Raw genomic sequence first — 22,826 nt, forward strand, 5'->3', positions numbered from 1 at the left:
GTCTCGATCATAACACCTTTCATTACGCGGACGGGCAGACCCCGGATCACCAGCAACCGCGATTGGTGCAATCCTGACGCACTGCCCGCCGATCAGCGGGAAACAGGGAAAAACATGGCCCGGATTTGATCCGCTCCGGCCTACCCTGCGTATCTTATTGTAAAATGTCGCATAAAGAGGATGGCATGTTCGACGAAACCCGGGGCGTACGGAAAAAAATCGCAATTGTAGGCGCAGGCATCTCAGGATTATCAGCGGCTTATTACCTGTCAGAGAGTCACGACGTCACCCTGTACGAGGCCGAACCCCGTCTGGGCGGACATGCGCGCACGGTGATGGCCGGCCGCAATGGTGATCAACCGGTCGATACCGGGTTCATCGTCTTCAACTATGCCACCTATCCATACCTGACCAAGCTGTTCAGCGAGTTGGACGTGCCGGTCATCAAAAGCGAGATGAGCTTTGGCGCCACAATCGACAATGGTCGAATTGAATATGGCCTGAACAACCTGCGCACGATCACCGCGCAGAAGCGCAACCTCGTGCGGCCCTCCTACTACAAGATGATCGCCGACATCCTGCGCTTTGGCAAAGAAGCGCCCGAGGCCGCTCGGGATGATGACACCACGATTGGTGAACTGGTTGACCAGATGCGTCTGGGCCACTGGTTCCGCAACAATTACCTGATGCCGATGTGCGGCGCGATCTGGTCCACGCCGGTAGAGTTCGTTGATCAGTTCCCGGCACGGTCGCTGGTGCAGTTCTTCCGCAACCACGCCTTGCTGTCCAGCAAACGCGGCGCCCAGCACCAGTGGTGGACCGTAAAGGGTGGCAGCATCGAATATGTCCGCCGGATCGAATCCGCTCTGCGCGGCCGGGGTTGCGACATCCGCCTGGGCGCACCGGTCTCGAGCGTCGAACGCGACGCCTTGGGCGTGACCGTTCAGGCGCAGGGGCGCTCGGATCAATATGACGAGATCATCCTGGCCACCCATTCCGACCAGTCGCTGGCCATTCTGGGCCAGAACGCCACCGCCGACGAGGCCGCGGCCCTGGGCGCGATCCGCTATCAGCCGAACCGCGCGGTTCTGCACTGCGACCCCAGCCAGATGCCGCGCCGCCGCGCCTGCTGGTCCAGCTGGACTTACCGCTCGCAGGCGGGCAACGTGGGCGTGACCTACTGGATGAACCGGTTGCAGAACATCCCCGAAAGCGACCCCCTGTTCGTCACCCTGAACCCGTCTTCCGACATCGCGCCCGACAAGATCTATGACGAGGTGGAATTTGCCCATCCGGTGTTCGACAAGGCCGCGCTGAAAGCGCAGGGCCAGATCCGGGAAATGCAGGGCCGCAACCGGACCTGGTTCGCCGGCGCGTACAACCGGCACGGGTTCCACGAAGACGGAATCGCCAGCGCGATGCATGTGGTCGGGCTGTTGAACGGCGATCCGCAAACCATCGGAGCTGAAAATGCGATACCTGATCCAAGCGTCGCTGTCCCGGTTACGGCCAGCCCGTAACGCAGCGATCCTGAGCCTGGTTCTGCTGGCCCCTGCCGGGCTGGCGGCCACGCCCGTCACCAACGTGCTGCCCGATGCCGAGCTGCGTGGCACCGCCACCTTCCGGTTCCTCGGTCTGCCGATCTACGACGCGCAGCTGTTCACCAAAGGCGGCGGCCCGCTCAGCTGGTCGCAGGATTTCGGCCTGAAGCTGACCTATCGGAAATCGTTGAAGCAGAAGACGCTGATCGAATCCACGCTGGACGAGATGGCTCGGCAGGGCAACAGCGCCCCGATCGAGGCGCAGTTGAAAACCTGTTATCAGGCGGTCGGTGGCGGTGACAGCTATCTGGCCGTCACCAAAGGCCCCGACGCGATCGAGTTCTGGCGCAACGGGCGCAAGACCTGCACCCTCTCCTATCCGGGGATCAAGCGCAGTTTCATGTCGATCTTTCTGGGCAACAACACCCGGTCCGCCGCCTTTACGCGACAGCTGCGGGGTCAGTGATGCTGTATCCGCGTGTCAGCCTCTATGCGCTGATGCTTGCTGCGGCGGGTATCCCGCTCTACATCCATCTGCCGCGTTTCGCGGCAGTGAACCTCGGGATCGGCCTGGGCGTGATCGGTACGGTTCTGCTGCTGATCCGGCTGGTGGATCTGGTGCAAGACCCGCTGATCGGTTGGGCCATTGACCGCTGGCCCGGCGGGCAGATGGGCTTTGCCGTCTTGGCCGCAGGGGGTCTGGCAGTGGGTTTTCCGCTGTTGTTCTCACTGCCGCAGGGGGCGAGCGTCGGCGCCCTCGTGACGATCCTGATCCTGCTGTTTTCCGCCTACAGCCTGGGCACGATCCTGCTTTATGGTCGCAGCGCGACGCTGGCAAAACAGGCCACCCCGCGCGAGTTGATGACGCTCGCCGCCTTTCGTGAGGGCGGGCAACTGGCCGGCGTGGTCCTGGCCGCCAGCGCACCGGCGCTGTTCGTCGCCTTGGGCGCGGGCGCGCAGGGCTATCCGGCCTTCGGGCTGTTTCTGGGCGCGCTGGCGGTGGTCACCATGGTGCTGACATTGCCGATCTGGCGGCGCGCGCCCATCACCGGTCAGGGGTTGTCGTTCGACGGGCTGGGTCAGGCCGGGGCCCTGCGTCTGCTGGCGCTGGCGCTCGTCAACAGCCTGCCGGTTGCGATCACCTCGACGCTGTTCCTGTTCTTCGTCGAGGACCGGCTGCAATTGCCGGGCAAGGCCGGGCCGCTGCTGATCCTGTTCTTCCTCAGCGCCGGGGCCACAGTGCCGCTCTGGGCGCGGCTCAGCAACCGGATTGGCCCGAAACAGACTCTGATCATCGCGATGCCGCTGGCCATTCTGGGCTTTGTCGGGGCGGCCATGCTGGCGCCCGGCAATCTGGTCGGGTTCGCGGTGATCTGCCTGGCGTCGGGAGCGGCGCTGGGGGCGGACATGGTGGTTCTGCCGGCCATGTTCTCGGTGGTGCTGACACGCGCGGGGCTGAATGCCTCGGCGGCCTTCGGCATCTGGTCATTCGCCGGCAAACTGGGGCTGGCTTTGGCCGCATTCTTCACCCTTCCGCTGCTGGAGCGCAGCGGCTTCGTGCCCGGTCAGACGAATTCGGCGCAGGCGTTGGAAACGCTCAACCTGGCCTATGCCGTGCTGCCCTGCATCCTGAAACTCGGCGCGTTCGGAATGGTCCTGACGCTGCCTACAGAGGTACCCGCAAAATGACATTCCTTCTGATTGCCGCACTGGCCGTATTGGCCCTGATCGCGGTCAAAACCCGCCTTCTCAGCTTTCGCGCGCAATCGCCGTCGGACTATGCCGGAACCGGCCCCGATTTCTCGTTGAAGGATAATCTGAACGGAGAAATCCTGTCCGAAGGGCTGATCTATGGCCCGACCGGCAAGATGTCGAACAGCTTCGTTGCGCGGATGATCGGGGAATGGAACGGCAATTCCGGCACCCTGACCGAGTATTTCACCTATTCGAACGGCAAGCAGATGACCCGCAAATGGTACCTGACCATGGGCACAGGCAACAGCTTTACCGCAACCGCCGACGACATCGTCGGCGAAGGCCGCGGCGTGATCTCGGGCGCGACGGTCAAGCTGACCTATCGCATCGTTCTGCCCGAAGACGCCGGGGGCCATACCCTGGATGTGACAGACTGGATGTACCTGACCGAGAGCGGGGCGATCATGAACCGCTCGGAGATGCGCAAGTTCGGCCTGAAGGTGGCTGAGCTTGTCGCCACGATGCGCCCCGCCCCGCCGGAAAAGGCAGCGCATGTGCCCGGTGCAAACGGTCATGACCGCACCGCCGACCCGAGGGCCCTGCAATGACCCATCTCATCAAACGACTGGCCTTCGCGTGCCTGCTGCTGACGGCGGCCTGTGCCTTCAAACCAAAAGTTCCGACCACTTTTCTGTCGGACCGCCAGCTGAACCTCGAAGAGTTCTTTGAGGGCCACACCGTGGCCTATGGGCAGTTCCAGGACGTTCTGGGCAACATCCCGCGCCGGTTCACGGTCGACATCAACGGGACATGGGCCGGCCAGACGCTGACCCTGGTCGAGGATTTCGTCTATGATGACGGCGCCACGGAACAGCGCATCTGGACCCTGACCAAAACCGGCGAGGATACCTGGACCGGCACCGCGCCCGGCGTTCTGGGCACCGCGTCGGGAACCGAGCGCGGCGACACGTTCAACTGGAAATACCGCATCGACCTGCCGGTGAAAGACGGCACGATGCGCGTCGATTTCGACGACTGGATGTGGCTGCTGGACGATGACCGCCTGCTGAACCGCGCCTATGTCTCGCGTTTTGGCATCCGGCTGGGCGAAGTCGTGCTGTTCTTCGAAAAGAAATAACCACGCCGCGCGGCGTCTTGGTCAGTCTTTGGAAAAAGTGGTGAGCCGTGCAGGATTCGAACCTGCAACCCACTGATTAAGAGTCTTATTTCTCTTTTTTCGACAGCATTATGGGCAGTTCGATTGAGTGGCATACTCCCCTGCAAAATTGGAGTATTCACGTGCTGTGGTTGCTACAAGGCTCTCCCTAACTCCCCGCATTTTGCTTACCCTATGCTTACCTAAGTCATCTGGATGCAATACGCCCAATGCCAGACTAACAAAATCAAGTATCGATCGCATTTCAGCAACAAACCGGACGGTCGAAACGCAAGACACTTGGGCGATATGGGCCGACCTTGTCTTTGGGCGCCGCCCGCGAAATGGCACGCGCGCTTCTTGCTGACGTGGTGCGCGGCGGGGATCCTGTTGCGGATGCTCAAACGCTCAGGCATTCACCAACGGTGAACTCACTTGCAGCGATACATGACCGAACATGCGGAGCCAAAGAAACGTCCCGGTAGTGTTCGGAATGATCGGTCGATGCTGGACCGATACATTCTCCCCAAGCTTGGGGATTTAAAGGCATTGAAGTGACGCGTCAGCATGTTCAAAAGCTTCACAATCAAATGCGTGATACGACATATCAAGCCAATCGCACTCTGGCCCTCATGTCGAAAATGTTTGAACTGTCTGTGCGCTGGGGTCAGCGTTCTGACAATCCGGCGCGCGGTATAGAAAAGTTTCCCGAGAAAAAGCGGGACCGCTGGCTGTCAGACGATGAGCTGCAAAGGCTTTTGGTGGCTCTGTCAGAGCATCCAAATCAGGTTGCAGCCAACGCTATACGCCTGCAACTCCTGACAGGTGCACGGATCGGCGAAGTCCTGACGGTAAAATGGGAAGACTTCGATTTGGACCGCGCGGTGTGGACAAAGCCGTCGCACCACACAAAGCAAAAGCGACAAAAGCACCTGCCGATTTCGTCAGCAACCTGTGATTTGCTTGCGGCAATGAAAGCAGGGGCATCTCCTGAAAGTCGTTGGTTGTTTCCGGGACGCTCTCCGGACCAACCGTACAAGGATCTGAAGAAATTTTGGAGCTAGTTCACCACATCTGCAGGTCTTCAAGACTACCGTATCCACGACAATCGGCATACACATGCGTCGCATCTGGTTTCCAGCGGTCTGAGTCTGCCTATAGTCGGTCGGTTACTTGGACACACGAACCCGTCCACCACGCAACGCCATGCGCACCTCGCAGATGACCCATTGCGGCAGGCAGCGGATGTTATGGATAAGAAGATCGGCGGTCGTAGTTCCTGAAACCTGAGAGCTTTCCTCTGCTCAAGACTCGCGAGCGACAATTAGACTGCAGCTGCCGACACAGTGTCGATGTTCGGGGCGGAAGGGAATGGACGGAGATCTAAGATGTCCAAATCTCTACTTCCCGTTGTCACAACGCGTGGTCCGCCCTGGAACAAAGGCAGACTATGTGGACAAAAGCGACCATTGCAGCCAAAGCAAGTTTGGGCCACTCGCGCTCGGCTCGAACTTGCAAACAAGCTGAGAGACCTGGCATTGTTCAATCTTGCCATCGATAGCAAGTTGCGCGGGTGCGATCTCGTCCGCCTGAGGGCTAACGATCTTGCCGTTGGCAACACTGTTCGCGATCGGGTTTCCGTTGTTCAAAGTAAAACTGCGAAGCCGGTGCAATTTGAAGTGACGGAGAATACACGTGAAGTCGTGTCGCAATGGGTCTCTTCTCAATACATGCATGGACAACGGTATCTATTTCCGAGTCGTATGCATGCTTTAACGCATCTTTCGATCCGGCAATACGCTAGGCTTGTCCGGGAATGGGTGTCAGCGATTGGTCTCGATCCGTCCAGCTACGGCACGCTATTCGCTTAGGCGCACCAAAGCGGCTTTGATATACAGAAAGACCGGAAACCTAGGTGCCGTTCAACTTCTGCTCGGTCACAGCAAAGTGGACAGTACGGCGCGTTACCTTGGGGTCGAGCTTGAAGACGCGCTGAGTAATGCCGAACGTATCGATCTTTAACGAAATAGGCGGGCGGGATCTCCCACTCGCTGCTCCCAAGCAGACATTCGAATTCTCCGGTTCATCTTCCGCTCAGAGCCCATACCTCCGGAATGCTGCGAGGATACGAACGGCAGCTTTGCAACTTAATGCATCACGAATAGTGTAGGCGCATGAACGAATTCCGAAACGCCTAACCTTCCGACGCAACTCGGTGCTTTGAGATCGAAACTGCAGCCTATGAAGGCGACGAAGCAGCAACCTTCGAAAAGATATTCAGGAGGATCGAGATCTATCCCGATGGTTTCCTCGTTCTTGAGGAAAAAGGCGAGATTGTTGGCTTTATAAATTGCGGATGTGCCCATGAAGTCGAAATGTCTGATGAGGAATTTAAGGAGCTTGTCGGACATGACCCCGACGCACCAAACGTCGTAATAATGTCCGTTGTTGTTGATCCCGCGCATCAGGGCAAAGGTCTGTCACGGTCCTTGATGGTCGAATTCGTGGAGCGCATGAAAAGGATGGGTAAGTCGACAATCCACCTCATGTGCAAAGAGCATCACATCCCACTCTACGAGGGGTTTGGATACAGTTATTTACAGCCATCCGCTTCCGACCATGGAGGAATGACTTGGCATGAGATGTCTATGAAACTCTAAACTCATTGGAGTGAGAGAAGTGATACAACTTGAAAAGCCTTTGCGATTGGCCGTTGAATCTGATGCCCATGCACTTGCGGACTTGGTGAACTTTGCAGGCGAAGGCCTGCCGCTCCATGTCTGGACCGGGTTGGCACAAGATGGCGAGGATGCTTGGGCGGTCGGTCGCGCGCGACAGGCTGAAAAGGCACGAGAGGGGCAAGTGGTCGTAGTTGACTTTGGCAACGGGGCGGTTGCCGGTCTTACAGGCTATGGGATCGGATCTGAACCAGAAGAAATTGGAGATGACTTCCCAGCCTTGTTCCGTCCCTTGCAGGAGCTGGAAAACAAAGCGTTGGACAGCTGGTATGTCAATGTTCTGGCTTGCTACCCAGAGAACCGTGGTCAGGGACTTGGTTCAAAATTACTTGAAGTCGCCGACGAGATAGCCCGCGACGCAGGATACAACACTATGAGTGTTATTGTCGCCGATGAAAACGTGGGAGCCAGACGTTTATACGAGCGAAAGGGATACTCTGAGTTGGACAAAGCCCCATGCGTCAAAGACGGCTGGGCGACCGAAACAGAAAACTGGGTTCTCCTCGTCAAGTCGCTGTCCTGATATCGGGCGTAACCGGTGTTTCTAAGCGGAGGCCGCTCTCGCTTTTCGGCCGAAGGGGTGTTGGTGCTAACAATCAATCATATATGCTGTGCCCCTCGAGAGCCGCCGTTGGTCTGAGAGCAACGAAGGTCGGGAGTGTCCGCATAACGGTCGTTCGTGGGGACTGTAGCGAACGACCGCTTTGAGCCCGATTGATTGATGCCGCGTGGCTCCCCAATTACAGAAATGCGCTGAAATCTGACTTTGCAAAGGTGCCGTTCAAGCTTTTGCTCGCCTAACCAGACCGGCCCAGATAGCCGGAGACCCCTCTTGGAAGTGCGGCGCTTTAGATTGTTGGCCTAGTTTGACAAAACTTAGGTACTGAGCATTGTTGGGCTACGTCAGCCAACGTTAGTGCTAGGGGAATAAGGGCAATAAAAACTCCACCAAACCAGACGATATTGGACGATATATTGGTCGATTGGCCTCTTTGTCCGAGCAATAGCTACCAGACAAGCTTCAGCGCTGTTTTCGTTTAACCGAAATAATGCACCCAGAGTGTTTTGGATGCCGTGCTGGTACATCCCGCGCCATAGCGTCCACGTTTCCGAGGTGCCGCAACGCTCCGCTGTTCAGCAATACACCACGCCCTGCGTCGTAACGGCGCTGTCCAAATCCGCTGGCAACGCATTCCCAGTTTTCCTTGGCCGCTGCGTTGCGGAACCTGGGTAAGTCGTGCGGGTCATGCCGTCCAGGTGTTGCTGCGACATGATCGTGTTTCTTTGAATTGCTTTGGTGGGTCAAATGGTGGGTCACCTGTGTTGTGCCAGTTGGCTGGACAGTACCGGTCGTCGGCCTTGGCTTTGGGCGCATAACTGTCACTACGCCTTGTGGTTTTGGATGTCCTGGGACGGCCACGTGAGTTGCCGTAGGTTTTGGTGTCAACTGTGGAACTTGGCCAGGGACCGCTGTGGGAACCTGATTGGGAGTCGCGGTTGGAACGAGCGGTGGCACAGCAGTTTGACCGCTGGGTTGAGGCGGAACCTGACCAGGAACCGCGACTGGTATTTGGTTAGGTGTTGCTGTCGGCACCAGGGGCGGCACATTGGGTTGAGGCGGAACCTGGCCAGGGACAGCTATCGGAACTTGATTGGGAGTCGCAGTCGGAACTTGCGGCGGCACAGCAGTCGGTCCGGTAGCCAACGGCGGAACCTGATTGGGAACGGCTGTCGGAACCCGGTTTGGTGTCGGGTTTGGCACCAATGGCGGAGCTAGTGTCGGCGCTACGATCGGCGTTGGAACCTGACCGGGAACCGCTATTGGCGTCGCGATAGGAACCCGACCGGGAATTGCGTTCGGAACCGCGCCCGGCGCAAGGACCGGCACTGCAACGGACGTGGGCGTTTGCGGCGTTCCCCGAGGTGGCAACTGATTTGCCACCGGCTGCGTTGGGCCGGTAATTTGATTGCCTGGCCCTTGCCCACCGGTCTGCCCGCATCCTTGGCCGGACTGGTGTGGGTTCCCTACACCTCGGCACCAACCGTATTGGTTTCCGCGGGCAAAGACCTGCGTAGCGGCCAGTCCGGCAATCAAACAAGCTGCGGAAAGTAAAGCAATGCGGTTCCGTTTCATAACATCCTCACCAACTTGTTGTCAGAGCAAGATACGCGCCAGGATCGCCAGAGTCGGTCAAAGGACCGTCCCTCAAAGGAACACCGACATATCCGGACAAGAATAGGTTCTGCTTAAACTCAATGTCCAAACCCAGACCAGTCGATGCCAGTGTAGCACTTTCAACTTCAAAACTCGCAGGGTCATTGTTCGAGATGTAACCCACGTCGAAAAAGGCAAAGGGCGTCAAGCGATGTATGCTCTGGGACCTGGGGAAGTAGGAATGAGACACTTCGAAAATCGCGGAGATCCCAGAATCACCATCTACCTCGTCAAAACGATATCCGCGCAAAGCATAACGATCACCAAGGAAGTACTCCTCTACCGAGGGCAGCCGGTCGGTTGTGAACTGGCCCCAGATCTCAGTGCGCCACGCTGTGTTGGGCGACAAGCCCGTAAGCGGGCTTTCGTATCCAATGCCGCCCCGTAGATGCCAGAATGAGGAGTCGCCGTCGTCAAAATTCGCGTCCGTCGTATTATTGTTGCCAAACGATAAGGTTAATCCCGCCTCCAAAGTTTGCCCTTTTGAATAGTTTTGCCCATAGAGATACGTTAGGCCGACGACACCTGCGTCACTGGATAATGGCACGCCGCCACTGACTGAGTCCGCTTCGGAAAGGCGATAATCCAGCAGAAGATATCCATAACGGGCCACATCGCGGATCACCGGGTAGCCCAACGCGACGGTGAAGTTCTCGCCATCAACATCTGTCCTTGCAAACTCCCCCGAGAGATCACGTTTTGCGTTTATGTTTCCGTAGAAAACCTCACCGTAAAGACCATCGCTGTTCAGCGGCGTGCGATAGGTAACAGCACCCCACAAAGAGTGTTCGTCGTCTTTGTCCCAATTGTAGTTGCCAGACCCCTCAAATCGCAGCAAATCCCCGACGGTCAGCGTCGAATAAAACTCTTGTACGACATAGAAGCTGAGCGCTTCTCCCAGCTCACGCGGAGGGTTGTCGAGTGTCGCACTACCGGCTTGTTTGCGCAGAGGTTCGCCCAGTACCCTCAACCGAGCGCCAGCCTGATCCGGGTAATCAAGTTCGGTCGACACGTCCAAGTCGGGTATGTCCTCGGCTAACATGACCGCCCGCTCAAATTGTTTGAGAGTTATCGGGTATGCGGTGGTGAGTGGGCGAAAGATCTTCTCCAGGGTTTGGAACGTGCGCGTATCTACACCTTCAATTTCGATGGTTTGAATGCGCCCTTCATCCACAACTATGCTCTGCCCATCGGGTCCAGGCCAGGCCTCAGCCAAGAAATAACCGTCTTCTCGGTAGATTTGAGTGATCGTTGATGCGACCCCGTCCGCCGTGATGCGACCTGACCGATTGAAGGCCAATTGGCCGGCATAAGTTAGCAACTCATCCGCATCATATACCGTTACGCCGCTGACGGAGTGCCGGGATGCGATGTCCCAAGTTTGGGCAATGCCGTATTTTGGAACTGATACGACGGCTATAACAGTGCAAATGATCGCAAATACAACCGAGCTGAATACGTGCATTTTTTATAACCTTACGGAAATCGGGCATGTTCAAGCCCAATCTTATTACGACGTGCGCATGTGTGAACTTGACGCTATTCAAGTTTGATCATGGTTGGTGCTTTCCGGATACACACCTGAAAGGTCACAATGCGCCTTCGTCGCCCGGGAACTCGATACCGGCTGTCGTGCCATCACTGTAGGCGATACAATTCCACGGAGCCCGACCCTCTCCGACACCAACGGTGGCTTGTGTTCCAGCCTCGCTGAACGCGGATGAGAGCACGACGACTTGCGCGACGACGCCCAAATTCCGAGCGCATCTTTTTGAATGCGTAAGCTGTGAACTTGTCTATTTTATCACGATCAAGTGCTTGTTTCTGCCAGACGGTCTTGCCGTACCAACCGCCCGCATACTCTTCGACAATTTTGAAACTTCAAAGGTGTGCTGGGAGAGCGCCTGCTGGAAAGCAACACGCTGTGCGTCGGTAGAAAAGCGTCGATCTTCGCCGGTATGATTGGCGAGTTCCCGGCTATGGTAGTAGTCCAGAGAGCGGTAAGTTAGCCGGGCAAAGAAATCCCGCGCGAGCCTCGCAAATTCATCTCTCGAGGCAAAACTCGCAAGTGTCCTACGGATTTCCTGCGGTGTCGGTTCAAACAGGGTTGGCAACCGGTCGCGCAGCTGAATGGACAGGGTTTCCCGCAGCGCGACCTTCGCCAATTCTCCTACATCGGAAGATCCTCGGAGATCGAAGCTGTTGCGATCAACGGCACGATCCAAACCGGCCAGCAAGCCGGTCACTGTAACTGAGTTCCGACGTCGCAATGCCCAAATCAGCCAAAGCGTCTTCGAAGCCCGGAGCCCTTGCAAGCAAAGGCAGCCTCACGAGGAGATCACTTACAAACTGAAACCTGGGGTCACGACTCGCCAGTGCGAGATCGCTCTCAGATGCATCCGCTGCGGCCTCGGCGATCTCTTCGACCGACGTATCGGTTGCGATCAAATCAACGACCTCGCGCCACTTCTTGGACCGAGGCAACGTGCCAAGCCTGATGTGTCCCATCAGCTCTTCCCTCGCCTGCAAAGGCATGCAACCCTCGGGCGAATGTAAAGGGAAATATGGGCTCAGTCGCTTACCCTGTGCTTACCTGAAAGGAGCGCCTGGCACGAGATCGCCTCTCTGAGTCTTTGAAAAAGTGGTGAGCCGTGCAGGATTCGAACCTGCGACCCACTGATTAAAAGTCAGTTGCTCTACCAACTGAGCTAACGGCCCACTCTTTTCATCGGATCGTTGCGATCCGTGGCGCTGTCTAAGGCATTTTCCCGACCGGGTACAAGCCCTTTCTCGCACCGCGTTCCGCCTGAAATCATTGTGTTCCCGGCGTCCCGATAGGCGGCCTAATTAGGGTTGAGGCGGCGGGGGGTCAACCCCTTTTTTCAGGAATCTTCGCGCCGGGCTGGATTCATGTCTGCGGCAAGGCTATATGCCCGCCATGCAGCAACGATCCGACACCGGTTTGCCCTTCATGAAGATGCACGGGCTTGGCAATGACTTCGTCATTGTCGACGCGCGCGCGCATCCGGTGCAGATCACGCCGGCGCTGGCGCGCGGGATCGGACACCGGCAGTTCGGGGTCGGATTCGATCAGCTGGCCGTCATCGAAAACGGCGAATCGGATGCACATCTGGTGTTCTACAATGCTGATGGGTCGATCTCGGCCACGTGCGGCAACGCCACCCGTTGCATAGCGCGGTTCCTGATGCAGGAAAGCGGCAAGTCCGAATTGACGCTGACCACCAGCCACTGCACGCTGCAGGCGCGGGACGCGGGCGACGGGCTGACCTCGGTCAACATGGGGCACCCGCAGCTGGACTGGGCCGATATTCCATTGGCCGAAGAGGTGGATACGCTGGAACTGCCGATTGAAGGCGGACCGGTGGCCACCGGCATGGGCAACCCGCATTGCACCTTCTTCGTCGAAGACGCCGAGGCGATTCCGCTGGCAGAGTTTGGCGCACGCTATGAGCATCACCCGCTCTATCCGCAGCGCACCAATGTGCAGGTCGCCCAGATCATCGGGCCGGATCACATCCGTATGCGCGTCTGGGAACGCGGCGTGGGCATCACGCTGGCCTCGGGCTCGTCGTCCTGCGCCACGGCCGTGGCCGCGGCGCGGCGCGGCCTGACCGGATGCAAGGTGCAGATCGAACTGGACGGCGGCACCATCTGGATCGACTGGCGCGAGGACGGCGTCTGGATGACCGGCCCCACCTGCCATGTCTTCTCGGGCACGCTGACGCCCGATTTCCTGAGGACGCTGGGATGAATCCGCCGAAATTCACCACGCTGGGCTGCCGGCTCAACGCCTATGAGACCGAGGCGATGAAGGAGCTGTCGCAGCAGGCCGGGCTGACGGACGCGGTGATCGTGAACACCTGCGCCGTCACCACCGAAGCCGTCCGCAAGGCCCGGCAGGAGATCCGCAAGCTGCGCCGCGAGAACCCCAATGCCCGGCTGATCGTCACCGGCTGCGCGGCCCAGACCGAGCCCCAGACCTTTGCCGAGATGGAAGAGGTCGATGCGGTGATCGGCAACACCGAGAAGATGCGCCCCGAAACCTGGAAGGGCATGGCCGCCGATTTCATCGGCGAGACCGAGGCGATGCAGGTCGATGACATCATGTCTGTCACCGAAACCGCGGGTCATCTGATCGACGGGTTCGGCACCCGCTCGCGCGCCTATGTGCAGGTCCAGAACGGCTGTGACCATCGCTGCACCTTCTGCATCATCCCCTATGGCCGCGGCAACTCGCGCAGCGTCCCGGCGGGCGTGGTGGTGGACCAGATCAAGCGGCTGGTGGACCGGGGCTATAACGAGGTGGTGCTGACCGGGGTCGACCTGACCTCATGGGGCGCCGACCTGCCGGCAAGCCCCAAGCTGGGCGATCTGGTCATGCGCATCCTGAAACTGGTGCCGGACCTGCCGCGCCTGCGCATCAGCTCGATCGATTCGATCGAGGTGGACGAGAACCTGATGCAGGCCATCGCGACCGAGCCACGCCTGATGCCGCATCTGCACCTGTCGCTGCAGCATGGTGACGATCTGATCCTGAAACGGATGAAGCGCCGCCACCTGCGCGACGACGCCATCCGCTTTACCGAAGAGGCCCGCAAGCTGCGCCCCGAGATCACCTTTGGCGCCGACATCATCGCGGGCTTTCCGACGGAAACCGAGGCGCATTTCGAGAACTCGCTGAAACTGGTCACCGACTGCGACCTGACCTGGCTGCATGTCTTTCCCTATTCCAAGCGAGAAGGTACGCCGGCGGCGCGCATTCCGCAGCAGGTCAACGGCAAGGTCACAAAGGAACGTGCGGCCAGGCTACGTGAGGCGGGTGATACGCAGGTAGCAAGGCACCTGGCGGCCCAACTGGGCAAGACCCATCACATTCTGATGGAGAATTCTCACATGGGCCGGACCGAGCAGTTCACCGAAGTGACATTTGCGAACGCGCAACCCGAAGGGCAGATCGTGACTGCCGCCATCACCGGGGTTCGCGATCAGCAGCTGGTGGCCTGACGCCTCTCAGGCCGGCCCGTCAGTCGCCAGAAGCTCTTCCATGAAAACACTGATCAGTTGGGCCCGCCCGTCCACGCCGGCTTTTCCATAGATCGAAGCCGATTGCGCGCGAACGGTACCCACGGCGCGGCCTCGGATCCGGGCGATATTCTCATTGTCGACGCCCTTGAGGATCAACAGGCCCACTTCGCGCTCGGCGCTGGTCAGGCCCCAGCGGGTAAAGAAAGTGTCGATCACGGCGCTCATTTCTCCCTGCGCCGCGCGCAGGCCTTGTTTTGTCTGGTCCATTCGCGCCAGCAACCTGCGCAGCTCAAGCATGAAGAACAGGATGCCAAGGCAAAGAACGGTCGCGACCAGGGATTCCAAAACGAGATGCGCCAGAGGCTCGCTGCCATCGAGGTCCAGAATGGCGTCGCCCATGTAGAATGCGGCACATAGACCCTGAACCACGATCATCGCCGCCATCAGAACGGCCCGGCGTGCATCCGCGTCGCCGGACCGCAGGTTTTCGGTGATCCATTTGATCATTTGGTCGACCAGCCATCAGGAATATTCTTGTCCCCTGATACCATGGCTTTGACCAGTGCGACACCGGTTCGACGTTGGTCCAAAAGCACGCCAAGCACGTGCAGAACAACGCTTAGCATCAGCCAGTTGAACGCCAGCTCGTGCGCATCCTCGACCCAACCCACCCCGAAGAAGGCCGTGGTACCCATCATTATGCCTGTGGCGCAGATGACGCCCAACGTCATCCAGATGTTGTAGACCATCAGCGCGCCCAGTGGATTGTGCGACAGGTGAACCAACCGGTCGCCCCGTACGATCTCACGCACATGGCGGACCGCAGCATTTGGGCTGAACGGGAATGACGAGAACCTGGCCGGTGCCGGCCCAAGGACGCCCCAGGCCAGGCGCAGCAGAACCAGCCCAAGAACGGCATAACCGACATATCCATGCAACAGCCCCTCGGCGTCGGTCACAGCGACGTTGAGCAGAATGCCCAGAACCACCGACCAGTGGATCAGGCGGACCAAAGGGTCCCAGATCCGGATGGTGCGGGCGCCCTCGCGCCCGCCCTGGTGCTGGATTGACTCAGACATTGCCGGTCACTTGTCCTCGATCTTTTGGATCTTGCCGGACGCGGGATCCACATAGACCTCGGCCATCTGTCCGTCTTTCACGACATAGGCCTCGATTTCACCGTCCTCCATTTCGATCTTGCGCACGTCATAGCCAAGCTCGGTCAGAGCGGTGCGCACCTCGGTCTCTGTCTTGCCCAGTTCCGTATCCGGCGCCAGATCCAGAGCCAGAACGGGAGTGGCCACAAGCAACGCGGCTGCAAGTATGGGTAGTTTCATGTCGGGTCTCCTCGATTTCGATCCTGCGTCAGACCACCTGACGCTGTCGAAAACCTGAGCAGCCCGGCCCCGCCGATGCCATGCGCATTCCGCTTAAAAGCTGTGAATAAGCCCGCGCTGATGCCCAGTTCGGCGAGTTTCCGACCGTACAAAGAAAAAACCCCGCGCCGTGCGCGGGGTTGTCTTGCTATTGCAGGTGACCTTTAGGTCAGACCGACTTTTTGCCTTTGACCGGCGCCCACAGACGCTTGTTCACCAGGTAGAGAAGCACCGACATGATGGTCAGGAACAGTACCCCGACAAAGCCCGAGGCCTTGCGATCCATCATTTTCGGTTCGGCGGCCCACATCAGGAATGCAGCGACGTCCTGGGACATGGCCTCGACGGTGTTTTCGTGTCCGTCGGCAAACTCGACCTGTTCGTCAGACAACGGCGGACCCATCGAGATCCAGCCGCCCGGGAAAGCGGTGTTTTCGTACAGGATCGTGCCGGCCTCTTCTTTTTCCTTGCCGGTATAGCCGTCCAGCAACGAGGCGATGTATTCAGCGCCACCCATGCCTTTGACCAGCTGGTTGATCCCCAGACCGTAGGGGCCGTGGAAGCCTGCACGCGCCTTGGCCATCAGGCTCAGGTCAGGTGCGCCCACGGCATCGTTGGCCGGGAAGTGATCGGTCGGCCTTGCCGGACGGAAATCGTCCAGCTCGGGATCGAACACCTCGAACGTGCCGGCGGCATAAGCGATGACTTCTTCTTCCGAGTAGCCCAGCGCCGTGAGGTCGCGCAGCGGAACGTATTTCAGACCGTGGCAGGCGGCGCAAACCTCAGTATAGATCTGCAGGCCGCGCTGAAGCTGGCTCTGATCGTAAGCGCCAAAGGGCCCTTCGAACGAGAAGTCGAAGTCCTCGATATGCTGCTCGCCGCCCCCGGCTGCGGATACCGCAGCAGGAGCAAGGGCGATGGCAAACGCGGCACCGATTGCAAGTTTCTTGAACATGGTTTCCGGTCCCTCTTCTTACTCGGCCGGCGTGGCGTCGGCGTCAGCCTTGCCATAATGCGCGTTGAAGTCTTCTTCGATGGTTTCCGGCTGGGCATCGGGCTTTTCGATGACACCCAGGATCGGCAGGATCACGAAGAAATAGGCGAACCAGTAGGCGGACGCGATCAGCGAGAAGGTCGCATAGGGCTCTTCCGCCGGCATCGCACCCAGCCACATCAGGGCAAAGAAGTCGATGACCAGAAGGTAGAACCACCATTTGAACATCGGGCGGTACTTGCCCGAACGCACGGTCGAAGTGTCCAGCCACGGCGCCAGCGCCATCGCCAGGATTGCACCGAACATCGCCAGAACACCAAAGAACTTGGCGTCGATGATGCCACCGGTGATGAAGCTGGCGAACTGCACGACCCAGACTTCGCTGGTGAAGGCACGCAGGATCGCGTAGAACGGCAGGAAGTACCATTCGGGCACGATGTGCGCGGGCGTGACCAGCGGGTTGGCTTCGATGTAGTTGTCCGGATGGCCCAGGTAGTTCGGCATGAAGCCGACGATCGCCCAGAACACGACCAGGATGACGGCCAGCGCGAACAGGTCCTTGATCACGAAATAGGGCCAGAACGGCAGCGTGTCTTTCTCGGCCTCGGCTTTCGACGTGCGGCGAACTTCAACACCCGTGGGGTTGTTGTTGCCGGTGGTGTGGAAGGCCCAGATATGCACGATGACCAGCCCTGCGATGATGAACGGCAGCAGATAGTGCAGCGAGAAGAAGCGGTTCAGCGTCGCGTTGTCGACGGCCGGTCCGCCCAGCAGCCAGGTCTGGATCGCTTCGCCCACGAAGGGGATCGCGCCGAACAGGCCGGTGATCACGGTGGCGCCCCAGAAGGACATCTGACCCCAAGGCAGAACATAGCCCATGAAGGCGGTGCCCATCATCATCAGGTAGATCAGCATGCCGATGATCCAGGTCACTTCGCGCGGCGCCTTGTACGATCCGTAGAACAGACCGCGGAAGATGTGGATATAGACCGCCACGAAGAACAGCGACGCGCCGTTCATGTGCAGGTACCGCAGCATGTAGCCGCCGTTTACGTTGCGCATGATGTGCTCGACGCTGGCAAAGGCCAGATCGACATGCGGGGTATAGTGCATCACCAGAACGATGCCGGTGACGATTTGCAACGCCAGGCAGAAGGTCAGGACGATGCCCCAGATCCACATCCAGTTCAGGTTCTTCGGGGTGGGGATCATCAAAGTGTCGTATAGAAGGCCGACGATGGGCAGACGGCTGTTCAGCCACTTCTCGCCGTTGGTCTTCGGTTCATAGTGATCGTGCGGGATACCGGACATGAGCGCGTCTCCTTAACCCAGCTTGATGGTGGTTTCGTCGAGGAACTCGGCGACCGGGATATGCAGGTTTTCCGGAGCGGGACCTTTGCGGATACGGCCCGCCGTATCGTAGTGCGATCCGTGGCACGGGCAGAACCACCCGTGAAAATCACCAGCGCCGTCGCCCAGAGGAACGCAGCCCAGATGGGTGCAGACGCCCATCATCACCAGCCATTCGCCGGCTTCGTCCAGCGTCCGGTTTTCATCGGTCGCGGGCAGGTTCGGCTTGTTTTCGTTCCGGTCGTTCTGATCCGGCAGATCCTCCAGCGGCACTTCGCGGCCCCAGTTGATCTCTTCTTCGGTACGGCGACGAATGAAGACGGGCTTGCCCAGCCACTTGACCGTGATCTGGGTGCCGATCTCGACGCCGCTGACGTCCACGCGGATCGAGGACAGCGCCTGAACGTCTGCCGAGGGGTTCATTTGGTTGACCAGGGGCCACACGGCGGCTCCCGTTGCAACGACACCTGCGCCGCCGGCGGCGTAGTAGAGGAAATCTCTGCGGGTGCCTTCGTGGTCTTCTGCGTGGGACACGAGGTTTTCTCCGATTCCAGCGCCCGGCTACGGGCAAACATGCATCAGCACCGCATCAAAGCGGCGTCTCATCGCGGGTATCTAGCTGGCGGAAATCGGTTCGTCCAGCGGTCATAGGCGCGCACTACGCCGCATCTGGGCATTCATGTCACAATGAAGGGGTCATTTTTCAAGAACTTCCTCGGATGTTGCGAAAATCGCCGTTCGAAGGCGCGAATCACTTCGCAGGTGATTCTCTGACCCTTCGCCACGGCTGTCGCCCCTGGCCCGGCCGAGCACCTGTTCACTCGGGTACCCGGCACGAGGCAAACATGACAGCAACCGGACCGCGCGGCTTCGGGCCCAGAGAACTCATGTAAACATCTATTCTGAAATTATTTTTTCGGTTGCGCTGCGGTGAATTTCCCGGTTGCGACCCCGGGGTTTTTCAAGCAAAGGCGGCGGGCGCGCGACCGACCTGAATGAGGACCCAAATGACTTTGTTTAAAAATTCCATTCTGCTGCTCGCGTTCACCGCCGCACACCACGCCGCCGCCGAAGGCGACGCCGCGCGCGGCGAGAAACTCTACAACCGCTGCTCGTCCTGTCACGCCATCATCAAGGATGGCGAGGTTCTGATCAAAGGCGGCATCACCGGCCCGAATCTCTATGGTGTGGTCGGCAGGGCCGCCGGAACCGAAAACGACTATCTGAACGGCAGTGAACGGCTGCCCATCGGCATGTTCACCGATGACATGATCCGCGCCGGTGAAAACGGCCTGGTCTGGACGCAAGAGAATATTGCCGCCTACGCCCGCGACCCGATCGGGTTCATCCAGGACTTCCTGAAGGACGAGACCGCCCGCCCGAACATGAGCGTCAAGCTGAAGACAGGTGCCGAGGATATCGCCGCCTATCTGGCCACGTTCACCGACTGAACCCAACCCGGCGCCGGTCAACTGTCCCGCATCAGGGCGGCCAGTTGACCAAGCTCGGTGCCGATCCCGGACTGCTCGACATTCTCGGCCGCGGCCAGTCGCGCCGCCTCGGGCTTGTTCTGGTTCAGTTTCCAGGTGCCGTCGATCTGGGTGATCTGCATGCGGCAGGGCACGATCATGCGCATCATCCGCTCCAGCGCCGCCGGGTCCATCTTATCGGCGCGCCAGGGCGGTTTGGGTTGCAGCCGCTGCTCAAAAAAGGCCGATTGCCGATCCAGAAGATCGCGCAGCCGGTCCTGGGGCTGCAATTCCAGGCGGCCCGTCAGGTGGACCGCCACATAGTTCCATGTGGGCACCTGATCCGCGACGCCATACCAATCGGGCGAGACATAACCGTCGGGCCCCTGAACCGCGATCCGCGCTTCCTTCGGGTTGGCCAGCGCCCGCACGATCGGATTCGACCGCACCAGATGCAGTTCGGCCACCGCGCCATCCTCGGACAGCAGAAAGGGCACATGGCTGATCAATGGCGGGCCGTCGACCGACAGCGCCAGTACGCCGAACCCCCGGCTGCGGGCAAACTCCACATGGCGCGCGCGGTCCTCGGCGCGAAAGGCTGGGTTGGGGTGCATGGCCGTCCTCCTGCAGACAGGTCTTGCAGATCGCGCGCACGCTTGGCAAGGTCACGCCGTTCTCAGGGCGGGGCGGAATTCCCCACCGGCGGTATGCGGGCACAGGCCCGCCAGCCCGCGAGCGGCTCTGCCATCCAACCGGCAGAGTGTCAGCAGATCTGGTGAGAAGCCAGAGCCGACGGTTACAGTCCGGATGAAAGAGAACGAGCAGCGCGCCCCGCCAAGGGCGCGTCTGTCCGTGATCGCCTTGGGTGACGTGTCATGCCGCGCTGGCAGCGAAACCGTTTGCCCCCGCCAGCAGGCCACCAAGCTGAAAGGAGATCACGATGACACACACCCGCTATGCTTTCGTCAAAGCCAACTGGCATGCCGATATCGTCGACCGCGCGCTGGACGGTTTTCTGGAGCTGATCCCCGCCGATCAGGTCGATGTGTTTGACGTGCCGGGCGCGTTCGAAATGCCCCTGCTGGCCCGCGACCTGGCCCAGACGGGCCGCTATGCCGCCGTAGCCTGCGCGGCCTTTGTCGTCGATGGCGGCATCTACCGGCACGATTTCGTGGCGCAGGCCGTCGTTGATGGGCTGATGCGCGCGGGGCTCGAGACCGGCGTACCGGTCCTGTCGGTGTCGCTGACACCGCACCAGTACCAGGAAACCGACCATCACACCGCCATCTACCGCGCGCATTTCGTGGAAAAGGGGCGCGAGGCGGCCCGGGCGGCGCTGAAAATCGTCGAAACCCGCGCCGCACTGACCCGTGCGGCCTAGGCACACCGGGTTGGGGCAGTGATGCCCCAACCGCAAATCCGCTTGAGGCGGCAGGCTCTCGCCGTTAATCACAACCCTCAAAGGAGCACGCCCCATGTCGATGAACAGCTTTGGACATCTTTTCCGCGTCACCACCTGGGGTGAAAGCCACGGCCCTGCGCTGGGCGCCACGGTGGATGGCTGCCCGCCCGGTGTCCCGATCGACGAAGGCATGATCCAGCACTGGCTGGACAAGCGCAAACCGGGCCAGAACAAGTTCACCACCCAGCGCCGCGAGCCCGATCAGGTGAAAATCCTGTCGGGCGTGTTCGAGGGCCAGACAACCGGCACCCCCGTCCAACTGATGATCGAGAACACCGATCAACGCTCGAAGGATTACGGGGACATCATGGACAAGTTCCGCCCCGGCCATGCCGACATCACCTATTGGCAGAAATACGGCATCCGAGACTATCGCGGCGGCGGGCGCAGCTCGGCCCGCGAAACGGCGGCGCGTGTGGCCGCGGGCGGGCTGGCGCGCGAGGCGATCAAGCAGATCGCGCCCAACGTCCAGATCACCGGCTACATGAGCCAGATCGGCCCGCACCGGATCGACCGCGCCAACTTTGATTGGGCGCAGATCGAACAGAATCCGTTCTGGACCCCGGATGCACAAGCCGCCGAGGACTGGGCGGCCTATCTGGACGATCTGCGCAAATCCGGCAATTCGGTCGGCGCGGTGGTCGAAGTGGTGGCGCGCGGCGTCCCCGCGGGCCTGGGCGCGCCGGTCTATGGCAAGCTCGACACCGATCTGGCCGCGGCGATGATGTCGATCAACGCGGTCAAAGGTGTCGAAATCGGCGAAGGCATGGCCGCCGCCGAACTGACAGGCGAGGCCAATGCCGACGAGATCTTCATGGGTCAGGACGGCCCGCAATACAGCTCGAACCACGCGGGCGGCATCCTGGGCGGCATCTCGACCGGGCAGAACATCGTGGTGCGTTTCGCGGTCAAGCCCACTTCGTCGATCCTGACCACCCGCAAGACCATCACCAAATCGGGCGAAGAGACCGAGATCATCACCAAGGGCCGCCACGACCCCTGCGTCGGCATCCGCGCCGTCCCGGTGGGCGAAGCGATGATGGCCTGCGTGATCCTGGACCACCTGCTGCTGCATCGCGGCCAGATCGGTGAAAACCGTGGACGGATTGGCTGAGCTGCGCGACCGCCTGCGCGCAGTCGTCGCGCAGCGGATGATCACCGACCCGGCCCACGACCTGGCCCATCTGGACCGTGTCTGGGTCAATGCCCGCGCCATCGCCGACGCGCAAACCGACAGGACCGTGCTGCTGGCGGCCTGCTATCTGCACGATCTGGTCAACCTGCCCAAAAACGATCCCGACCGACACCTGGCCTCGCGCCAGTCGGCTGCGGAATCCGAGCCTGTTCTGCGGGATCTGGGCCTGAGCGATGCCCAGATCGACGCCACCCGCCACGCGATCGAGGCGCACAGTTTTTCCGCCAACATCCCGCCCGAGACGCCCGAGGCGCGCATCCTGCGCGATGCCGACCGGCTGGATGCGCTGGGCGCCATCGGGATCGCGCGGAATTTCTCGGTGTCCGGCGCTTTGGGGCGGACGCTCTATGATCCTACCGATCCGTTCGCATCACACCGTCCGCTGGACGATCTGCACTATTCGATCGACCACTGGAAGGTGAAGCTGCTGGCCCTGCCCGACGACATGCTGACCGAGGCCGGACGGCAGATCGCGCAGCAACGGGTCCGGCGCATGATTCGGTTTCTGACCGAGTTTGCCGAAGAGATCGGCAGCCCGCTGCCCGACAGCTGGACACGCCCCAATCCGACCCGTTGATCTTTGCCGCGC

At 59.8% G+C, this 22,826-nt stretch carries 23 protein-coding genes, 1 tRNA gene, 2 pseudogenes and 1 riboswitch; of the genes and pseudogenes, 16 read left to right on the plus strand and 10 right to left on the minus strand.

Going from position 1 to position 22,826, the window contains the following annotated elements; all coding sequences use genetic code 11:
- Positions 1-185 precede the first annotated feature (185 nt).
- The 10 genes and pseudogenes from ACR0NY_RS12480 to ACR0NY_RS12525 all read left to right on the plus strand — a co-directional run bounded on the left by ACR0NY_RS12480 (position 186) and on the right by ACR0NY_RS12525 (position 7,653).
- Positions 186-1,520 carry an NAD(P)/FAD-dependent oxidoreductase gene (locus ACR0NY_RS12480; RefSeq protein ID WP_170369052.1) on the plus strand — a complete coding sequence of 445 codons (1,335 nt, stop codon included), beginning with the start codon at positions 186-188 and terminating at the stop codon, positions 1,518-1,520.
- On the plus strand, positions 1,471-2,007 hold the full coding sequence (locus tag ACR0NY_RS12485; protein ID WP_170369051.1) for a hypothetical protein: 537 nt from the start codon (positions 1,471-1,473) through the stop codon (positions 2,005-2,007). The genes ACR0NY_RS12480 and ACR0NY_RS12485 overlap by 50 nt, the downstream gene beginning before the upstream one ends.
- Positions 2,007-3,230 carry an MFS transporter gene (locus ACR0NY_RS12490; RefSeq protein ID WP_170369050.1) on the plus strand — a complete coding sequence of 408 codons (1,224 nt, stop codon included), beginning with the start codon at positions 2,007-2,009 and terminating at the stop codon, positions 3,228-3,230. The genes ACR0NY_RS12485 and ACR0NY_RS12490 overlap by 1 nt, the downstream gene beginning before the upstream one ends.
- The gene (locus ACR0NY_RS12495) at positions 3,227-3,844 is read left to right on the plus strand and encodes a DUF3833 domain-containing protein (protein ID WP_093964038.1); all 618 of its coding nucleotides are present in this window, start codon (positions 3,227-3,229) and stop codon (positions 3,842-3,844) included. Before ACR0NY_RS12490 ends, ACR0NY_RS12495 begins: the two co-directional genes overlap by 4 nt.
- The gene (locus ACR0NY_RS12500; protein WP_170340913.1) at positions 3,841-4,374 is read left to right on the plus strand and encodes a DUF3833 family protein; all 534 of its coding nucleotides are present in this window, start codon (positions 3,841-3,843) and stop codon (positions 4,372-4,374) included. Before ACR0NY_RS12495 ends, ACR0NY_RS12500 begins: the two co-directional genes overlap by 4 nt.
- A 275-nt stretch (positions 4,375-4,649) precedes the next feature.
- The gene (locus ACR0NY_RS12505) at positions 4,650-4,877 is read left to right on the plus strand and encodes an integrase arm-type DNA-binding domain-containing protein (RefSeq protein WP_367646359.1); all 228 of its coding nucleotides are present in this window, start codon (positions 4,650-4,652) and stop codon (positions 4,875-4,877) included.
- A 156-nt stretch (positions 4,878-5,033) separates the two neighbouring features.
- Positions 5,034-5,675, plus strand: a pseudogene (locus ACR0NY_RS12510) (site-specific integrase).
- 105 nt (positions 5,676-5,780) lie between these two features.
- Positions 5,781-6,414 (plus strand): annotated as a pseudogene (locus ACR0NY_RS12515) (tyrosine-type recombinase/integrase).
- A 203-nt stretch (positions 6,415-6,617) separates the two neighbouring features.
- A complete protein-coding gene (locus ACR0NY_RS12520; protein ID WP_480771286.1) occupies positions 6,618-7,052 on the plus strand; it encodes a GNAT family N-acetyltransferase in 435 nt (144 codons plus the stop codon).
- Between the two features lie 19 nt (positions 7,053-7,071).
- A complete protein-coding gene (locus tag ACR0NY_RS12525) occupies positions 7,072-7,653 on the plus strand; it encodes a GNAT family N-acetyltransferase (protein ID WP_170369049.1) in 582 nt (193 codons plus the stop codon).
- A 1,618-nt stretch (positions 7,654-9,271) separates the two neighbouring features.
- Here the strand turns inward: ACR0NY_RS12525 and ACR0NY_RS12530 are convergent.
- From ACR0NY_RS12530 to ACR0NY_RS12540, 3 genes are all read right to left on the minus strand, one after another.
- A complete protein-coding gene (locus ACR0NY_RS12530) occupies positions 9,272-10,810 on the minus strand; it encodes a ShlB/FhaC/HecB family hemolysin secretion/activation protein (protein ID WP_170369048.1) in 1,539 nt (512 codons plus the stop codon).
- A 331-nt stretch (positions 10,811-11,141) separates the two neighbouring features.
- Positions 11,142-11,591 (minus strand): hypothetical protein, encoded by a 450-nt coding sequence (locus ACR0NY_RS12535; RefSeq protein WP_174825053.1) that lies wholly within the window; start codon positions 11,589-11,591, stop codon positions 11,142-11,144.
- Between the two features lie 396 nt (positions 11,592-11,987).
- Positions 11,988-12,063, minus strand: a tRNA-Lys gene (locus ACR0NY_RS12540).
- A 211-nt stretch (positions 12,064-12,274) separates the two neighbouring features.
- On the opposite strand from ACR0NY_RS12540, the gene dapF reads away from it, so the two are divergent.
- Together dapF and mtaB are read left to right on the plus strand one after the other, a co-directional pair.
- Positions 12,275-13,117 carry a diaminopimelate epimerase gene (gene dapF, locus ACR0NY_RS12545; RefSeq protein WP_170369047.1) on the plus strand — a complete coding sequence of 281 codons (843 nt, stop codon included), beginning with the start codon at positions 12,275-12,277 and terminating at the stop codon, positions 13,115-13,117.
- Positions 13,114-14,370, plus strand: a complete 1,257-nt coding sequence (gene mtaB / locus ACR0NY_RS12550) for a tRNA (N(6)-L-threonylcarbamoyladenosine(37)-C(2))-methylthiotransferase MtaB (RefSeq protein WP_170369046.1) — start codon at positions 13,114-13,116, stop codon at positions 14,368-14,370. The genes dapF and mtaB overlap by 4 nt, the downstream gene beginning before the upstream one ends.
- Before the next feature lie 6 nt (positions 14,371-14,376).
- Here mtaB and ACR0NY_RS12555 read toward each other — a convergent pair whose 3' ends face one another.
- From ACR0NY_RS12555 to petA, 6 genes are all read right to left on the minus strand, one after another.
- Complete coding sequence (locus tag ACR0NY_RS12555) at positions 14,377-14,898, minus strand: helix-turn-helix transcriptional regulator (RefSeq protein WP_170340867.1); 522 nt, start codon at positions 14,896-14,898, stop codon at positions 14,377-14,379.
- Positions 14,895-15,470 (minus strand): cytochrome b/b6 domain-containing protein, encoded by a 576-nt coding sequence (locus tag ACR0NY_RS12560; protein WP_170340865.1) that lies wholly within the window; start codon positions 15,468-15,470, stop codon positions 14,895-14,897. The genes ACR0NY_RS12555 and ACR0NY_RS12560 overlap by 4 nt, the downstream gene beginning before the upstream one ends.
- A 6-nt stretch (positions 15,471-15,476) precedes the next feature.
- Positions 15,477-15,728, minus strand: coding sequence for a PepSY domain-containing protein (locus ACR0NY_RS12565; RefSeq protein WP_170340864.1), 252 nt, complete (start codon positions 15,726-15,728; stop codon positions 15,477-15,479).
- 208 nt (positions 15,729-15,936) lie between these two features.
- Entirely contained in the window at positions 15,937-16,722 is a 786-nt protein-coding gene (locus ACR0NY_RS12570; RefSeq protein ID WP_170340862.1) for a cytochrome c1, read from the minus strand.
- 18 nt (positions 16,723-16,740) lie between these two features.
- A complete protein-coding gene (gene petB / locus ACR0NY_RS12575) occupies positions 16,741-18,072 on the minus strand; it encodes a cytochrome b (RefSeq protein WP_093964026.1) in 1,332 nt (443 codons plus the stop codon).
- A gap of 12 nt (positions 18,073-18,084) precedes the next feature.
- Positions 18,085-18,645 carry a ubiquinol-cytochrome c reductase iron-sulfur subunit gene (petA, locus tag ACR0NY_RS12580; protein WP_093964025.1) on the minus strand — a complete coding sequence of 187 codons (561 nt, stop codon included), beginning with the start codon at positions 18,643-18,645 and terminating at the stop codon, positions 18,085-18,087.
- Between the two features lie 473 nt (positions 18,646-19,118).
- Here petA and ACR0NY_RS12585 point away from each other — a divergent pair, with 473 nt between their 5' ends.
- Positions 19,119-19,562 carry a c-type cytochrome gene (locus tag ACR0NY_RS12585; protein WP_170364034.1) on the plus strand — a complete coding sequence of 148 codons (444 nt, stop codon included), beginning with the start codon at positions 19,119-19,121 and terminating at the stop codon, positions 19,560-19,562.
- A gap of 17 nt (positions 19,563-19,579) precedes the next feature.
- Here the strand turns inward: ACR0NY_RS12585 and ACR0NY_RS12590 are convergent, their stop codons facing one another.
- Entirely contained in the window at positions 19,580-20,194 is a 615-nt protein-coding gene (locus ACR0NY_RS12590) for an FMN-binding negative transcriptional regulator (protein ID WP_170369045.1), read from the minus strand.
- Positions 20,195-20,248: 54 nt separating this feature from the next.
- Positions 20,249-20,403, plus strand: a riboswitch (FMN riboswitch).
- A 117-nt stretch (positions 20,404-20,520) separates the two neighbouring features.
- Here ACR0NY_RS12590 and ACR0NY_RS12595 point away from each other — a divergent pair.
- The 3 genes from ACR0NY_RS12595 to ACR0NY_RS12605 all read left to right on the plus strand — a co-directional run bounded on the left by ACR0NY_RS12595 (position 20,521) and on the right by ACR0NY_RS12605 (position 22,814).
- Positions 20,521-20,961, plus strand: a complete 441-nt coding sequence (locus ACR0NY_RS12595; protein ID WP_093964022.1) for a 6,7-dimethyl-8-ribityllumazine synthase — start codon at positions 20,521-20,523, stop codon at positions 20,959-20,961.
- 94 nt (positions 20,962-21,055) lie between these two features.
- Positions 21,056-22,156: a chorismate synthase gene (gene aroC, locus ACR0NY_RS12600; RefSeq protein WP_170369044.1), complete on the plus strand. Its 1,101-nt coding sequence runs from the start codon at positions 21,056-21,058 to the stop codon at positions 22,154-22,156.
- Positions 22,140-22,814: an HD domain-containing protein gene (locus ACR0NY_RS12605; RefSeq protein WP_170369043.1), complete on the plus strand. Its 675-nt coding sequence runs from the start codon at positions 22,140-22,142 to the stop codon at positions 22,812-22,814. The genes aroC and ACR0NY_RS12605 overlap by 17 nt, the downstream gene beginning before the upstream one ends.
- Positions 22,815-22,826 lie beyond the last annotated feature (12 nt).

Source organism: Ruegeria sp. BJ5, from assembly GCF_056537865.1.

Bases quoted from the DNA above. Each gene is read 5' to 3' on its own strand.
- ACR0NY_RS12560 (WP_170340865.1), bottom strand. From the start codon at position 15,470: ATGTCTGAGTCAATCCAGCACCAGGGCGGGCGCGAGGGCGCCCGCACC.
- aroC (WP_170369044.1), top strand. From the start codon at position 21,056: ATGTCGATGAACAGCTTTGGACATCTTTTCCGCGTCACCACCTGGGGT.
- ACR0NY_RS12570 (WP_170340862.1), bottom strand. From the start codon at position 16,722: ATGTTCAAGAAACTTGCAATCGGTGCCGCGTTTGCCATCGCCCTTGCT.
- ACR0NY_RS12530 (WP_170369048.1), bottom strand. From the start codon at position 10,810: ATGCACGTATTCAGCTCGGTTGTATTTGCGATCATTTGCACTGTTATA.
- ACR0NY_RS12595 (WP_093964022.1), top strand. From the start codon at position 20,521: ATGACACACACCCGCTATGCTTTCGTCAAAGCCAACTGGCATGCCGAT.
- ACR0NY_RS12490 (WP_170369050.1), top strand. From the start codon at position 2,007: ATGCTGTATCCGCGTGTCAGCCTCTATGCGCTGATGCTTGCTGCGGCG.
- ACR0NY_RS12495 (WP_093964038.1), top strand. From the start codon at position 3,227: ATGACATTCCTTCTGATTGCCGCACTGGCCGTATTGGCCCTGATCGCG.
- ACR0NY_RS12500 (WP_170340913.1), top strand. From the start codon at position 3,841: ATGACCCATCTCATCAAACGACTGGCCTTCGCGTGCCTGCTGCTGACG.
- ACR0NY_RS12485 (WP_170369051.1), top strand. From the start codon at position 1,471: ATGCGATACCTGATCCAAGCGTCGCTGTCCCGGTTACGGCCAGCCCGT.
- ACR0NY_RS12555 (WP_170340867.1), bottom strand. From the start codon at position 14,898: ATGATCAAATGGATCACCGAAAACCTGCGGTCCGGCGACGCGGATGCA.
- mtaB (WP_170369046.1), top strand. From the start codon at position 13,114: ATGAATCCGCCGAAATTCACCACGCTGGGCTGCCGGCTCAACGCCTAT.
- dapF (WP_170369047.1), top strand. From the start codon at position 12,275: ATGCCCGCCATGCAGCAACGATCCGACACCGGTTTGCCCTTCATGAAG.
- ACR0NY_RS12590 (WP_170369045.1), bottom strand. From the start codon at position 20,194: ATGCACCCCAACCCAGCCTTTCGCGCCGAGGACCGCGCGCGCCATGTG.
- ACR0NY_RS12585 (WP_170364034.1), top strand. From the start codon at position 19,119: ATGACTTTGTTTAAAAATTCCATTCTGCTGCTCGCGTTCACCGCCGCA.
- ACR0NY_RS12480 (WP_170369052.1), top strand. From the start codon at position 186: ATGTTCGACGAAACCCGGGGCGTACGGAAAAAAATCGCAATTGTAGGC.
- petB (WP_093964026.1), bottom strand. From the start codon at position 18,072: ATGTCCGGTATCCCGCACGATCACTATGAACCGAAGACCAACGGCGAG.
- ACR0NY_RS12565 (WP_170340864.1), bottom strand. From the start codon at position 15,728: ATGAAACTACCCATACTTGCAGCCGCGTTGCTTGTGGCCACTCCCGTT.